We start from the raw sequence: 14863 nt of genomic DNA on the forward strand, positions 1-14863 counted from the left end.
CGGCACCGCTCACGCGCAGAGGCCGATACACGAAAACCCAGGCGTGGCCTGGGTTTTCGAAAGGTGGGCGCAGAGGGGATCGAACCCCCGACCGCTGGTGTGTAAAACCAGTGCTCTACCGCTGAGCTATACGCCCCGGGTGATCCGGCCGAGGCCGAATCGGATCGTGCCCCACGGTGGAGGCAACGGTCTATGAATCTAGTGTGGCGAGGGCTTTTTCCCAAGCCTGCTGGTCACGGGGCTCGCCGGGGCCGTTCATTTCGGCGAAGCGGATGATGCCGTCCTTGTCGATGACGAAGGTGCCGCGGTTGGGGTAGCCGGAGGTGTCGTTGAAGACGCCGTACTGCTGGGCTACCGCGCCATGGGGCCAGAAGTCGGACAGCAGGGGGAAGGTGTAGCCCTGTTCGGCGGCCCAGATCTTGTGGGTGGGAGGCGGGCCCACCGAGATGGCGAGGATTTCGGCGCTGTCGTTCTGGAACTTGGGGAGTTCGTCGCGGACCTTGCAGAGCTCGCCCTGGCAGATGCCGGTGAAGGCCAGGGGGTAGAAGACGATCAGGACGTTCTTCTCGCCGCGGAAGGAGGAGAGGGTCACCTCCTGGTTGTTCTGGTCCTTCAACGTGAAGTCCGGTGCGAGCGTGCCGACTTCGAGCGGCATACGAGAACTCCATCCAGTCGGCGACACGGCAGCGCCGGAGAACGCACCATGGCGGCGAGACGCTTTCGCGTCGCGCCGCCATGTGGCACTCGGCTGGATCAAACCTTAGTGGAGGTTCGGTTCAGCGTTGTTTGGAGGGCGTCTTGGGCTGGGTGAGCTTGGTGCCCGTCCAGGAACCGAGACTGACCGGGGTCGTGGAGTTCAGACCGGCCGGCACTGCGGATTCGGCGATCTCACTGGGATCGACATGGCCTGTCACACCGGTTTTGGGGGTAAGAACCCAGACGATGCCGTCATCGGCGAGCGGACCGACGACGTCCATCAACTCGTCGACGAGATCACCGTCCCCGTCCCGCCACCAAAACAGCACGACATCGACGACTTCGTCGGTGTCCTCGTCCAATAACTCGGAACCGATCGCCTCTTCGACACCTGCTCGCAGGTCGTCGTCGGCATCATCGTCCCAGCCCAGCTCTTGAACCACCATGCCGTGTGAAATGCCAAGCTTCTGAGCGTAGTTCTGCGCGTCCGCCGCGGCGACCACGGTGGTGTCCTCCTCAAGTCCCGACAATAGGTAGTTGCAAGCGAACATGGTAAAAGCCCGCAGCGCAAGCTGATCGACCGAAATCGCACCCTAAATGTCGTATGTGAGACCCGCGCCCCCGGTCGGACAGCCCGGTCTCACTTCGCGGGACACGCCGCACGGACCGCGTTCAACGCGTCGTTGACCTTGCGACTCGCGTCGTTCAGCGGTGCGACGGAGGACCCGGTTGTCATCTTGCGCACCTCTGCGGCCAAATTTCGAGCCGCCGCCACATAATCGGTGAACTTTTGTCCCAAATCGGCCGCCAGGTCCGCGCCGGAGGCGGCAACCTGACCCTCGACGGTCTTCGCGGCGTCGTCGAGCGCGCCCGCCGCGGCGTCCCGCTTGTCGTTCTGGTCGGCGGTGCTGCCGTCGTGCGCGTCGACGAAGTCGTTGTAGCGATCGACCGCGGTGCCGGTGGTCTTGCGGAAGGGGTCACAGTTGTCGGCGATGGCCTTGGCGGTCGCGGCCGCCTGCTTGGAAGCGCTCGCCGCCGCCGAAGAGGTGGCCACCTCGGACCGATACGAGCTGACCTCGACCTGATTCGCCGTCGGGGTACCCTCGACCGTGTTCGCGCACCCGGCGAGGAGCAACCCGATCGCCACCGCCGCGGATGCGCACACCAACCCGAACCCACGCGGGTTCAGCTGCTTCACTCGCCCTCCCCAGCCACTGCTGTACCAGTCAGAGACGCTCATGGGCCTCCGGCCGTCACGCACGCCTGGAGGCCTGATCACGATCGTCTCGGTTCCCTGGAGAACCGTACTGGATTTCCGGCTGACATGATGACCTGGGCCGCATCATCGACAAGGATGTGAGATGCGCCCCAAACCAATCAGTACGGGTATGCCGCCGACCGGCGGATACCCGGGGTATTGACGCCACACCAGATGTCCCACCCCATGCGTACGAGGAGCAAACCGTCTTGACCGACTTGATGCACCCGACTCCGCCGAATCCCGCCAACGGATCGGCCCGCAATCGCCCGGCCGGGGGCCGGGTCCGAGTGATTCGCGAGGGGGTGGCGTCATACCTGCCGGACATCGACCCGGAGGAAACCAGCGAATGGCTGGACTCGTTCGACGAAATGCTGACTCGCGAAGGCCCCGGCCGCGCCCGCTACCTCATGCTGCGCCTGCTCGAGCGCGCCGGTGAACGCCACGTCGCCATCCCGGCGCTGACGTCGACCGACTACGTCAACACCATCCCCACCGAGAACGAGCCCTGGTTCCCCGGCGACGAGGAGACCGAGCGCCGCTTCCGCGCCTACATCCGCTGGAACGCCGCGGTCATGGTGCACCGCGCACAGCGGCCGGGAATCGGTGTGGGCGGGCATATTTCGACCTACGCCTCGTCCTCGGCGCTCTACGAGGTCGGCTTCAACCACTTCTTCCGCGGCAAGGACCACGCCGGCGGCGGCGACCAGATCTTCATCCAGGGCCACGCCTCGCCGGGCATCTACGCCCGCGCGTTCCTGGAAGGCCGCTTGACGCCGGACCAGATGGACGGCTTCCGCCAGGAGTACAGCCACGGCGGCCCCGGCCACGGTCTGTCCTCGTACCCGCATCCGCGCCTGATGCCGGATTTCTGGGAATTCCCCACGGTGTCAATGGGTCTGGGCCCGATGAACGCCATCTACCAGGCCCGGTTCAACCACTACCTGCACGATCGCGGCCTGAAAGACACGTCGGATCAGCATGTCTGGGCGTTCCTGGGCGACGGCGAGATGGACGAGCCGGAATCGCGCGGCCTGATCCAGGTCGCCGCGAACGAGGGCCTGGACAACCTCAGCTTCGTCATCAACTGCAACCTGCAGCGCCTCGACGGCCCGGTGCGCGGTAACGGCAAGATCATTCAGGAGCTGGAGTCGTTCTTCCGCGGCGCCGGTTGGAACGTCATCAAGGTGGTGTGGGGCCGCGAGTGGGACTCGCTGCTGCAGGCCGACCGCGACGGCGCCCTGGTCAACCTGATGAACACCACGCCCGACGGCGACTACCAGACCTACAAGGCCAATGACGGCGCCTACGTGCGCGAGCACTTCTTCGGCCGCGACCCGCGCACCAAGGAACTGGTGAAGGGCCTCTCCGACGGCGACATCTGGAACCTCAAGCGCGGCGGCCACGACTACCGCAAGATCTACGCGGCCTACGCGGCGGCGATGGCGCACAAGGGACAGCCGACGGTCATCCTGGCCAAGACCATCAAGGGCTACGGCCTGGGCAAGCACTTCGAGGCCCGCAACGCCACGCACCAGATGAAGAAGATGACCCTCGATGATCTGAAGGCGTTCCGCGACGTGCAGCGCATTCCGATCACCGACGCCGAGCTCGAGGCCAACCCCTACCTGCCGCCGTACTACCACCCCGGCATGGAAGCGCCCGAGATCAACTACATGATGGACCGCCGCAAGCAGCTGGGCGGTTTCGTGCCCGAGCGGCGCACCATGGCAAAGCCCCTGCAACTGCCGGGCGACGAGGCCTACCGTTCGGTCCGCAAGGGTTCCGGCAAGCAGAGCGTGGCCACCACCATGGCCTTCGTGCGCCTGATGAAGGAGCTGTTGCGCGACAAGGAGATCGGCAAGCGCATCGTCCCGATCATCCCCGACGAGGCCCGCACCTTCGGCATGGACTCGTGGTTCCCTTCGTTGAAGATCTACAACCGCAACGGCCAGTTGTACACATCGGTCGACGCTGATTTGATGCTTGCCTACAAAGAGTCGAGCATCGGGCAGATCCTGCACGAGGGCATCAACGAGGCCGGTTCCACCGCGAGCTTCACCGCGGTCGGCACCTCCTACGCCACCCACGGCGAGCCGATGATCCCGCTCTACATCTTCTATTCGATGTTCGGCTTCCAGCGCACCGGTGACGGCCTGTGGGCGGCGGCGGACCAGATGGCGCGCGGCTTCGTACTCGGAGCTACCGCCGGGCGAACCACGCTGACCGGTGAGGGCCTGCAGCACAACGACGGTCACTCGATGCTGCTGGCGTCCACCAACCCGGCCTGCGTCCCGTACGACCCCGCCTTCTCCTTCGAGATCGCCCACATCGTGCGCGACGGCATGCGCCGCATGTACGGCGGCGGTCTGGTGCAGGGGGGTTATCAGGAGGCGCTGCCCGGCACCGATCCCGAATCACACTCGCAGCACCACGAATTCGGTGGCGAGGACATCTTCTACTACATCACCCTCTACAACGAGCCGTACATGCAGCCCGCCGAGCCGGAGAACCTCGATGTCGAGGGTCTGCTCAAGGGCATCTACCTCTACCAGGCCGGTGGCGCGGGTCAGTTGCGCGCCAACATCCTGGTCTCCGGGGTGACCATGCCGGACGGTCTGCGCGCGCAGGAGATGCTGGCGCAGGAGTGGGGTGTGCAGGCCGACGTGTACTCGGTGACCTCGTGGGGCGAGCTGCGCAAGGACGCCCTGGCCAAGGAGATCGCGAAACTCCGCCACCCCGAACAGGATCCGGGTCAGCCGTACATCACCCAGCTGCTGTCCGCGACCCAGGCCCCGTCGGTCGCCGCCTCCGATTGGATGCGCGCGGTGCCGGATCAGATCCGCCAGTGGGTGCCGGGCGAGTTCGTCACCCTGGGCACCGACGGTTTCGGTTTCTCCGACACCCGCGCGGCCGCACGCCGCGTGTTCAATGTGGATGCCGCGTCGATCGTGGTGGGCGCACTGCAGGGATTGGCCGCGCAGGGCAGGGTGGCTGCGGCCACGGTCGCCGAGGCAGCTTCCCGCTATCGCATCGACGATGTGAACGCCGCGCCGAAGGCGGCACCCGGTACCGAAGGTGGCGACGCATAGCCGAACATAAACACTGTGGAACGTAAACCGCCGAAACCGCGCCGGATCAACGAGGACGGGTCCTCCTCCGAACACGAGGTGTATCTGCCGACCGGCGCGCTCTCCCCGAATCGGCAAACGCGCGACCCACTTCCGGACACGCTCCTGAAGCGGGTGAAGCAGTTCTCCGGTCGCCTGTCGACCGAGGCTGTGGCGTCGATGCAGGACCGGTTGCCGTTCTTCGCCAATCTGGACGCCGCCCAGCGGGCCGGCGTCCAGATGCTGGTGCAGACCGCGGTGGTGAACTTCCTGGAATGGCTGCAGGATCCGGAGTCCGATATCCGGTTCTCGCTGGATGCCTTCCAAGTGATTCCGGACGATCTGGCGCGGCGGCTCACGCTGCGCCAGACCGTCGACATGGTCCGAGTGGCCATGGAATTCTTCGAGCAGTGGCTGCCGGCGCTGGCCAGAAACGACCGGCAGCTGGTGGCGCTCACCGAGGCGGTGCTGCGATACGGGCGTGAGCTCGGTTTCGCGGCCGCCTCGGTGTACGCCTCGGCCGCGGAGTCGCGCGGCGCGTGGGACACCCGGTTGGAGGCGCTGGTCGTCGACGCCGTGGTGCGTGGCGATACCGGGCCCGAAATGCTCTCGCGCGCGGCCACTCTCAATTGGGATGCGACAGCACCGGCGACCGTCCTGGTTGGGACACCTCCCAAGGATCAGGTGGCTGTTGTCAATTCCGTACATAGCGCGGCGGCTCGGCACGGCCGAAACGCGCTCGCCGTGGTGCAGGGTTCGCGGCTGGTAATGGTAGTCAGCGGACATCTCGGCGACACGCTGTACCCGTCGCAGTTCCTGGCGGACCTGCTCGCCGAGGCCTTCTCCGAGGGCCCCGTAGTAATAGGCCCGACCATGCGCACGCTGTCCGCCGCGCACGTGAGTTCGGTGGAGGCGATGGCCGGTATGGAGGCCGTCGTCGGGTGGCGCAGCGCCCCGCGTCCGGTGCACGCGGCGGAGTTGTTGCCCGAACGCGCGCTGCTGGGTGACCGCGCGGCGATAGACGCCCTCAACGAGCATCTCGTGCTACCGTTGGCCGCCGCCAGCGCGGATTTGTCGGACACGCTGGACGCCTATTTGGACTGCGGTGGAGCCGTCGAAACCTGCGCCCGCCAGCTGTACGTTCATCCAAATACTGTGCGCTATCGCTTGAAGCGCATCGCCGACATCACGGGCCGGGATCCGATGAACCCGCGCGATGCCTACGTGTTACGTATCGCGGCCACAGTAGGCCGGCTGACACGAACCCGTAACGAAACACCCACTCCTGCCACTGATATGACTCCCGTCACAGACCCTAAGGATGGGATGTAACAGGATCCGGGGATCGGGCGATCCGGGCAACCCACTAGGCCTTTTGTGGACTCCCCACAAATCTGCCAAGCAAGCTTCATTCGCGCCGACATCTCGTGAGAGCCCCCTCACAGTGTTCTCTTGAGGTGTGATCGCATTGCTCGCCCCTGGACAGGGCTCTCAGACACCCGGCATGCTCACCTCTTGGCTCGAACTGCCCGGCGCCGCGGACCGCGTCGCGCTGTGGTCGAAGGCCTCGGGGCTGGACCTGCTGCGGCTGGGCACGACTGCGACCGCCGAAGAGATCGTCGATACGGCCGTCACCCAGCCGCTCGTCGTCGCGGCAGCCCTTTTGGCTTTCGCGGAAATCCCGCAGGATTCACTTCCCGCGGATACCATCGTCGCCGGACACTCGGTCGGCGAATTCGCCGCCGCTGCCGTCGCCGGAGTCATCTCCGCTGACGACGCGGTGGCATTGGCCGCCATCCGCGGAGCGGAGATGGCCAAGGCTTGCGCACTCGAGCCGACCGGAATGTCCGCACTGCTCGGCGGTGACGAAGCCGCCGTGCTGGCCCGGCTCGAGGAACTCGGCCTGATCCCGGCCAACCGCAACGCGGTGGGTCAGATCGTGGCGGCGGGTAAGCTCGAGGCGCTCGAAGCCCTCGCCGCGAACCCGCCCGAAAAGGCTCGCGTCCGTGCGTTGCCGGTCGCCGGCGCCTTCCACACCGCGTTCATGGCACCCGCCCAGGACGCCGTGGCGGAGGCCATCGCCAAGATCGGTCTCAGCGAGCCGACCAGGGTGCTGCTGTCGAATTTCGACGGCGCGCCGGTCAGCTCCGGACAGGACGCGATCGATAAGCTCGCTGCCCAGGTCACGCGCCCCGTGCGCTGGGACCTGTGCACCGAAACGATCCGTGCGGCAGGGGTTTCCGCGGTGGCAGAGTTGCCGCCGGCGGGCACCCTGGTCGGCATCGCCAAACGGGAGCTCAAGGGCACCCCGAACCTGGCGTTGAAGACCCCCGCGGACCTCCCCGCGCTCGCCGATCTCACCTCGGCAAGCTAGCTTGGCTCGCGGCCCGCTCCCGTCAACGGCGACGGAAGCGTTCGGGTCGCAAAACAGTAAATCCATCCATTCCCTCTAGAGGAAACAAGAAGGGAGCCACCACAGTGGCCGCTCTGACCCAGGAACAGATCGTCGAAGAGCTCGGTAAGATCATCGAAGAGGTGACCGGTATCGAGCCCTCCGAGGTCACCATCGAGAAGTCCTTCGTCGACGACCTGGACATCGACTCGCTGTCGATGGTCGAGATCGCCGTCCAGACCGAGGACAAGTACGGCGTCAAGATCCCCGACGAGGACCTGGCGAGCCTGAAGACCGTCGGCGACGCGGTGGCGTACATCCAGAAGCTCGAGGCCGAGAACTCCGATGCGGCCGCCGAGCTGAAGTCCAAGTTCGGTTCCGAGGCCTAGGACCGACACCGTGACCACTCCTTCCACCTTGAACGGGAACTTCCCCAACGTCGTCGTTACGAGCATGGCGGCGACCACGTCGATCGCCGGCGACGTCGATGCGACGTGGAAGGGCCTCCTCAACGGCGAGAGCGGCATCGACGTTCTCGAGGACGACTTCATCGAGGAGTACGACCTTCCGGTTCGTATCGGCGGCCACCTGAAGGTGTCGCCGGACACGCTGCTCGACCGTGTCGAGATTCGTCGCATGGCTTATGTCGAGCGTCTCGCGATCGTGCTCGGTCGCGAGGTCTGGAAGAACGCCGGCACACCCGACATCGACCCGCTGCGGCTCGCCGTGGCGATCGGTACCGGGTTGGGCGGCGGCGACGCGCTGATCGATTCGGTCGACAAGCTGAAGAACGGTGGCTATCGCAAGATTTCGCCGCTGGCTGTTCAGATGGTCATGCCGAACGGTCCGTCCGCCGTCGTCGGTCTCGAACTGAAGGCCCGGGCAGGAGTGGTCACTCCGGTCTCGGCGTGTTCGTCGGGTTCGGAGGCCATCGCCAACGCCTGGCGAATGATCGTCATGGGTGACGCCGACATGGTGGTCACCGGTGGTGTCGAGGGCTTCATCGACTCGGTGCCGATCGCCGCGTTCTCCATGATGCGGGCCATGTCGACCCGTAACGACGATCCGAAGGCGGCCTCGCGTCCCTTCGACAAGGATCGTGACGGCTTCGTCTTCGGCGAGGCGGGCGCTCTCATGGTCGTCGAGACCGAGGAGAACGCCAAGGCACGTGGTGCCACCATCCACGCCCGTTTGCTGGGCGCGGGTATCACCTCCGACGGTTTCCACCTGGTGGCGCCGGATCCGGAGGGCAGCGGTGCGGCTCGCGCCATGCAGCGTGCGATGCAGACCGCCGGGTTGTCCCCCAAGGACATCACCCACATCAACGCTCACGCGACGGCCACCCCTATCGGTGACTCCGCGGAAGCGAACGCGATTCACAAGGCGGGCGTTCAGCACGCTTCGGTCTACGCGCCAAAGTCGGCTCTGGGCCACTCGATCGGCGCTGTCGGCGCTCTCGAGTCGGTGCTCACGGTGCTCAGCATCCGGGACGGTATCGTCCCTCCGACGCTGAACCTCGAGAACCAGGATCCGGCGATCGATCTGGATGTCGTGCACGGCGCTGCGCGTCAGCAGGACATTCAGTACGCGATCAACAACTCCTTCGGCTTCGGTGGGCACAATGTCGCGCTCGCCTTCGGCCGGTACTGACACGCAACAACTGGTAGATCAGACACCGCGCATCTGTATCGGTCAGTAAGACAGCGGTCCCGGCGGGATCTCCGGATGGCGATCCCGCACCCGGAAATCCCGCCGGGACTTAGACATTCGCAGCCGCTCTCAGCGACCGCCTTTCCTATAGAGGAGAGTTTGCGATGACCATCATGGCTCCCGCTCACGCAGACACCGCGACCGATCCCCGTGACCCGCTGGGCCGGTTGCAGCGCTTCTTCGATCACGGAACCGTTCTCCCGCTGCATCCCCGCGACAAGTCCGGTGTGCTCGCCGCCATCGGTGAGATCGACGGTGTCCGTACCGTCGCCTACTGCTCCGATGCCACCGTCATGGGCGGCGCCATGGGCGTCGAGGGTTGCAAGCACATTGTCGACGCGATCGATACCGCGATCGACTCCAAGATTCCCGTTGTCGGACTGTGGCATTCGGGAGGCGCGCGTCTCGCCGAAGGCGTCGAGGCGCTGCACGCTGTCGGCCTGGTCTTCGAGGCCATGGTCCGAGCTTCCGGCCAGGTGCCCCAGATCTCCGTGGTGCTGGGCTTCGCCGCCGGCGGCGCCGCCTACGGCCCCGCGCTCACCGATATCGTGATCATGGCGCCCGAGGGCCGCGTCTTCGTCACCGGTCCGGACATCGTGAAGACGGTGACCGGCGAGAACGTCGACATGGCGACCCTGGGCGGGCCGATCACGCACGGCAAGAAGTCCGGGGTCTGCCACATCGTCGCCGATGACGAGCAGGACGCCATGCACCGTGCGCGCCGCCTGGTCTCGATGTTCGCCGAGCAGGGCGAATTCGACCTGGCCGCAGCCGAACACGGCGATGTCGACCTCAAGGCCATGATGCCGGAGTCGGCCAAGCGCGCCTACGACGTCAAGCCGATCATCAACGAGCTGCTCGACAATGTCGACGGCGAAAGCTCTTTCGAGGAACTGCAGGGCGGCTACGCCCGCTCCATGGTCGTCGGTCTGGGTCGTCTCGGTGGCCGCACCGTCGGCGTGCTGGCCAACAACCCGATCCGCCTGGGTGGCTGCCTCAACTCCGAAAGTGCCGAGAAGGCTTCACGTTTCGTGCGCCTGTGCAACGCCTTCGGCATCCCGCTGATCGTCGTCACCGACGTACCCGGCTACCTGCCCGGCCTCTCGCAGGAGTTCGAGGGCGTGGTTCGCCGCGGCGCGAAACTGCTGCACGCCTTCGCCGAGGCCCGCGTCCCCCGCGTCACGCTGGTGACCCGCAAGATCTACGGCGGCGCCTACATCGCCATGAACGCCCGATCCCTGGGCGCCACAGCGGTTTACGCGTGGCCCGGTTCCGAAGTCGCCGTCATGGGCGCCAAGGCCGCGGTCGGCATCCTGCACAAGAAGGCTCTCGCGGCCGCCCCGGAGTCGGAGCGCGAAGCCATGCTGGAACGCCTCACCGCCGAACACGAGCAGATCGCGGGCGGCGTCCAGCGCGCCATCTCGATCGGCGTCGTCGACGAGGTCATCGAGCCCGCCAAGACCCGCTCCACCATCGCCGCCGCACTGGCCGCCGCCCCGTCGCGGCCGCAGCACAACAAGAACATCCCGTTGTAATCCGTTACGCGGCAACGTAAAGCGGGCGGTCTCCTCGGAGATCGCCCGCTTTTCTCGTCGTGGATCAGCTCGGCACGTCACCGTCGCGGACGCGCTGCCAGGCTGCCCGATACAGGTCGGGCAGGGCTCGGCCGGGTGTGTTGACCCCGGGATCTTCCACGCTGCCGCGATATCCGGCGACCAGGTCGTACAGCGGCAGCTTCCATTCCTCCATGCCGGGCTTGCCGACCCAGCGGCCGGGGATGAACAGGGTCCGCCCGGCACGTTTGCGTTCGTCGCGTACGACCAGTTTGCGGGCCAGCAGTTCCTCTTCGATTTCCTTGTGCCGCTCGGCTTTCCATCGATTCCAGGTTCGGATCTGACGGTCGGCGGGGCGCAGCAGGGTGAGGAGTTGCAGGTACAGTGTCGCCGCGTCGAGGTCGAGACCGAGGTCGGTCATGACGTCGTCGATCACGCCGGGCGCACTGAGGGTGGGGTCCGTCTCGTATCGGCCCGTGGGCAGGTCGGCGGCGTCCAATCGGTCGAGGATTCGGGTGCAGTCGGGGCCGAAAAGCCAGTCGAGGGGGGCGAATCCGATGCGGAATCGCCCTCCGTGCCGGGTCCGCAGTAGATCGCTCTGCACGGTGGAGCCGTAGTGCGCGGGCCGATAGCTCACCCGCCACGAGTCCCGACCGCCATCGGTGGAGGCGACGACCAGGCCATCGTCGTACCATCGCCCGCCCTCGGCATCGACTACGGGCGCGACCCCGCTGATCGCGCTGAAATCCGCTATGTCCCGGCTGTTTTCGGATCCGAGATACACGATTCGGTCCGGATCGCGCAGCCGGTCGCGCAGTAGTTCCAAGGTTCGATGGACGCCCGAGCGCATCGGGTCGCCTGCCGGACGGAAGGCGTAGGCCCAGCGGCTCATTCGGACCAGTGCGGACAGTCTACGATCGAAATCGTAACTGCCCCAGTCGGAATGATCGGAGGTCCGGTAGCCGTCCCCCACCCGCTGCAACCGATGACACGCCGGATCGGTCAATGGGCGCCACCCGTTCGGGTCGATCAGAACAGCGCACAGGTCGGCGACCGCCGGACCATGGTCGTAGTAGGTGAACTCCAGACGTAGCGGGGCTGCCGCGGTGAGGGCCGCCGGCGGAATCGTCGTGCGCGGACCATGCACCCCGATCCAGGCGTCGGCGGCGCGTTCGGCGAGGGCGCTCATGCCGCCCGGCTCCCACAGTTCCGCTGGATCATCCGGCAGCGCACACCCGAATACGGCGGCGTCACCGCGGGCGTCTCGATGTCGTCTGCTGTCGAGTTCATGGCCCGCGTCGGTGGCGGTGAGTGCGGTGAGGCCCAGGATGTCGCGCCGGGTGTGCTCGTAGGGGTCCTTGGCCTGCTGGAACCAGTCGAAGTATCCGGCGATGATCAGCGCCGAGGCCGCTGGACTCATTCCGGTGCGTGTCGCGAACACGGTGGCGGCGCTCGCGTCCCAGGGCACGGGGCCGCGGGTGCGCACCAACTCGATCAGTGTCAGCAGTTGGTCCCGGTCGCCCCAGCGGGGTCCGACCGGGGTGACCCGGTCGATCCGCCCGAGGGCGGGCGGCTCCGATTCACCGTGACGTACATCGACGAAGCGGCAGGACGATTTGCCCGGCGTGCTCAGGGCCACCGCGATGCCGGTGTGCGTCGCTACCAGAGGGAGGGTTACCTCTCCCCAGCCGGTGCGCAGTTCGACAGTCGGGTCAGCGAAGATGGTTTCTGCCCAAACCTCCAGCAGGGCAAGCAGATACGGCCGGGCGGCTGGCGGGGTGGCCGCACCGATCGCCCGCAGCGCGAGGGATCCGACACCGTGGATACACGAGTTCCAGACCAGGTTGCCGTCGAGGTGCGGCCAGTTGTCAGCGATGTCGGGCAGCGCCTCGCCGCGTAGCAGGTTCGACGTAATCCTGATGGCACGCAACACTTTCAGGTCCGCGGCGCCACTGTCGTACCCCTGCACGGCACGGCTGAGCGGGACATAGTCGTCGAGCGGGTGCGGGTCGACCGCAGTGGCATCACCGATTGCGGGCACCGGCGCAACGGCCGCAAGCTCCGCGATTTGTGATGCTTGTTCGCTGACCGGGTCCACTGCGCCGAACGCGTCGATGGCGACCGCATCGGCTGACGTCGAAGCGGCGCGCACCTGAGCCCAGGCCGCCCGAAACAGTTCGGGCAGAGTGCGACTCGGTGTCGAGGTACCGCGCGCGAACTTCTCCCGGTATCGCTGGCGGAGTCCGTGCAGCTCCCATTTCCACGCCTCGATACCCGGCTTGTCGATCCATGTGCCGGGTAGGAAGACTGATCGCCCGGCCCGACCGCGCTTGTCGGGGATCACCAATCGGCGGGCCAGCAACTCATTTTCGGCCGCGCGATGCCGGGCGGGCCGCCACCCGTTCCAGGTCCTGATATTGCGGTCGGTGGGTGCGATCAGGGTGGCCAGCTGCAGATACAGCACGGCAGCGTCAGCGGTGATCTCGAGTTCGGCGGCGACTTCCGCGACCAGCTCGGGATCGCTACAGCCGGGGTCTGTTTCGAAGCGGCCCGCCGGGATCGGATCGGCGGTGATGCGTGCGACCATCCGGTCGCACTCGTCGCCCAGCAACCAGTCCAGGTAGTCGAGGTCGTCGCGTCGGTAGGACATCACCATGGCCCGCAGGTCGACGGATCGATCGTCGCGCAGGTAGTTGGCGGGACGCAGCGCTAGCGTCCATTCGCCGTTCTCCTCCGGTCCGGCGGCGACGATCAGGCCATCGTCGAAGCTGCTGTCCTCGCGCAGACAGTCCGCTGGTCGGCGGTCTCGGACCGAGTCGATGGTTCGTTGCGCCACATTGCCGACATCGAGCAGGAATTCGGGCTGTCGGAGCTGGGCACGCAGCAGCTCGATCGTTCTCGGAATGCCCGATCGCACCGGATCACCGGCGGGCAGGAAGGCGTAGCCCCACCGGCAGGTCTGGATCAACGACTGCCAGCGCCAGGTGAATTCGGAACCCGGGCCCGACGCGTCCCTGACCCAGTATCTCGGGTGGTCCCGGTGCTTCTCCAGGCTCGAACGCAGTGTCGCGGTCAGCTCCGGTGCCGTGTCGGGGTCAGCGACCATCGCGCTCAGACGGGCCACACTCACGCCGACCCCGATGCGCGGGATATTCAGTTCCTGATGTACGGCCGTGGCTGCGGCGATGGTGTTCTCGGGCAACGTGATCCGACGACCGTAACGGGCGTTCCAGACCTCTGCCAGCCGTCCGGCGAGGTTCCGCATTCCGTCCGGGTTCCACAGGGATGCGGGATCTTCAGGTAGCGCATCGGTGATCAGCTTTGTGCCGCAGCCGAATTCGTCCTGCGAGAACTCGCCGAGTTCCCATTCCGCGGCCGACAGCTCAGCTTTGGTGAGACCCACCAGCTCCCGCTGTCCAGCGTCGAGCACATCGCCGAATACCCGGAGCCGGGTAAAGCATCCGGCCAACACGAGCGCAGCTGCTTGCCGGGTGAGTCCGGTGTGATCGGCGAGGACCCGTACCGCCTCGGGATCCCACGACACCGGCCCGCGCTCACGAATGGTGGCCACCAGGGCTCGCAGTTGTACCGCACTCCCCCAAGCCCATTGCCCGGACGTCTCGCCCGAGGCAGTCGTCGGTTCCACCACGGTGGCGAACACGTCCCGCATCCTGGCGAAGCACAGCCGCGTGGCCTGGTCCTCGGCGAACCCGGTCCGATCGGCGTCCCGCGCGAACTCGCTGATCCGCACCTCGATCGCCGGATCCGCGAAAGCCGTCTCCGCCCACGTCTCCAGCACCGCGAGCAGATACTCCCGATCTCCCCGCGGCACCACGGGTGACACGGCGCGCAACGCCACCGCGCCGATCCCCCGAATGTACGGTCCCCAGACCTCTCCCCCGGTCGGATGGTCCGTCGCGCCGGTCGTGCCGGACCCGGTCAGTCGCGCCGACGTGCTCCGAATCGCCTGCAGCAGCGATCCTTCCGCACGACCGGTACCGTACCCGCTCAGCACCAGAAACAATCGGTGCAGGTCGTCCAGTGGATGACCGGCTTCCGGCGTCCCCTCGGTAGTGGCCGTGTAACTCATCTGTTCCCCATCGATCCCGACGGCCGACCTCAGCCGTCCTCTCGGCGCTCATTG

10 protein-coding genes and 1 tRNA gene are annotated in these 14863 nt (G+C 66.3%); 6 read left to right on the forward strand and 5 right to left on the reverse strand.

Translation table 11 applies throughout. The features are described from left to right. Positions 1-64: 64 nt before the first annotated feature. The 4 genes from OG300_RS21110 to OG300_RS21125 all read right to left on the reverse strand — a co-directional run bounded on the left by OG300_RS21110 (position 65) and on the right by OG300_RS21125 (position 1894). Positions 65-136 (reverse strand) — tRNA-Val (locus OG300_RS21110). Between the two features lie 54 nt (positions 137-190). Continuing rightward, positions 191-655 (reverse strand): peroxiredoxin, encoded by a 465-nt coding sequence (locus tag OG300_RS21115; RefSeq protein ID WP_405484114.1) that lies wholly within the window; start codon positions 653-655, stop codon positions 191-193. A 121-nt stretch (positions 656-776) separates the two neighbouring features. After that, positions 777-1199, reverse strand: a complete 423-nt coding sequence (locus tag OG300_RS21120) for a DUF3052 domain-containing protein (protein ID WP_405484116.1) — start codon at positions 1197-1199, stop codon at positions 777-779. Positions 1200-1336: 137 nt separating this feature from the next. Further along, on the reverse strand, positions 1337-1894 hold the full coding sequence (locus tag OG300_RS21125; protein WP_405484118.1) for a hypothetical protein: 558 nt from the start codon (positions 1892-1894) through the stop codon (positions 1337-1339). A gap of 281 nt (positions 1895-2175) precedes the next feature. Between OG300_RS21125 and aceE the strand changes: the two genes are divergently transcribed. From aceE to OG300_RS21155, 6 genes are all read left to right on the forward strand, one after another. Next, the gene (aceE, locus tag OG300_RS21130; protein ID WP_405498621.1) at positions 2176-5046 is read left to right on the forward strand and encodes a pyruvate dehydrogenase (acetyl-transferring), homodimeric type; all 2871 of its coding nucleotides are present in this window, start codon (positions 2176-2178) and stop codon (positions 5044-5046) included. Positions 5047-5091: 45 nt separating this feature from the next. Continuing rightward, a complete protein-coding gene (locus tag OG300_RS21135) occupies positions 5092-6396 on the forward strand; it encodes a PucR family transcriptional regulator (protein WP_405498622.1) in 1305 nt (434 codons plus the stop codon). Between the two features lie 127 nt (positions 6397-6523). Next, the gene (locus tag OG300_RS21140; RefSeq protein WP_405484120.1) at positions 6524-7438 is read left to right on the forward strand and encodes an ACP S-malonyltransferase; all 915 of its coding nucleotides are present in this window, start codon (positions 6524-6526) and stop codon (positions 7436-7438) included. Between the two features lie 104 nt (positions 7439-7542). Then, positions 7543-7845, forward strand: coding sequence for a meromycolate extension acyl carrier protein AcpM (gene acpM / locus OG300_RS21145; protein ID WP_405484122.1), 303 nt, complete (start codon positions 7543-7545; stop codon positions 7843-7845). 10 nt (positions 7846-7855) lie between these two features. Next, positions 7856-9106, forward strand: coding sequence for a KasA/KasB family beta-ketoacyl-ACP synthase (locus OG300_RS21150; RefSeq protein WP_405484124.1), 1251 nt, complete (start codon positions 7856-7858; stop codon positions 9104-9106). Between the two features lie 164 nt (positions 9107-9270). After that, positions 9271-10701: an acyl-CoA carboxylase subunit beta gene (locus OG300_RS21155; protein ID WP_405484126.1), complete on the forward strand. Its 1431-nt coding sequence runs from the start codon at positions 9271-9273 to the stop codon at positions 10699-10701. Positions 10702-10765: 64 nt separating this feature from the next. Here OG300_RS21155 and OG300_RS21160 read toward each other — a convergent pair whose 3' ends face one another. Continuing rightward, complete coding sequence (locus OG300_RS21160) at positions 10766-14809, reverse strand: hypothetical protein (RefSeq protein WP_405484128.1); 4044 nt, start codon at positions 14807-14809, stop codon at positions 10766-10768. Positions 14810-14863 lie beyond the last annotated feature (54 nt).

Origin of the sequence: Nocardia sp. NBC_00511, assembly GCF_045161165.1 — a bacterium.
Classification (GTDB): Bacteria; Actinomycetota; Actinomycetes; order Mycobacteriales; family Mycobacteriaceae; genus Nocardia.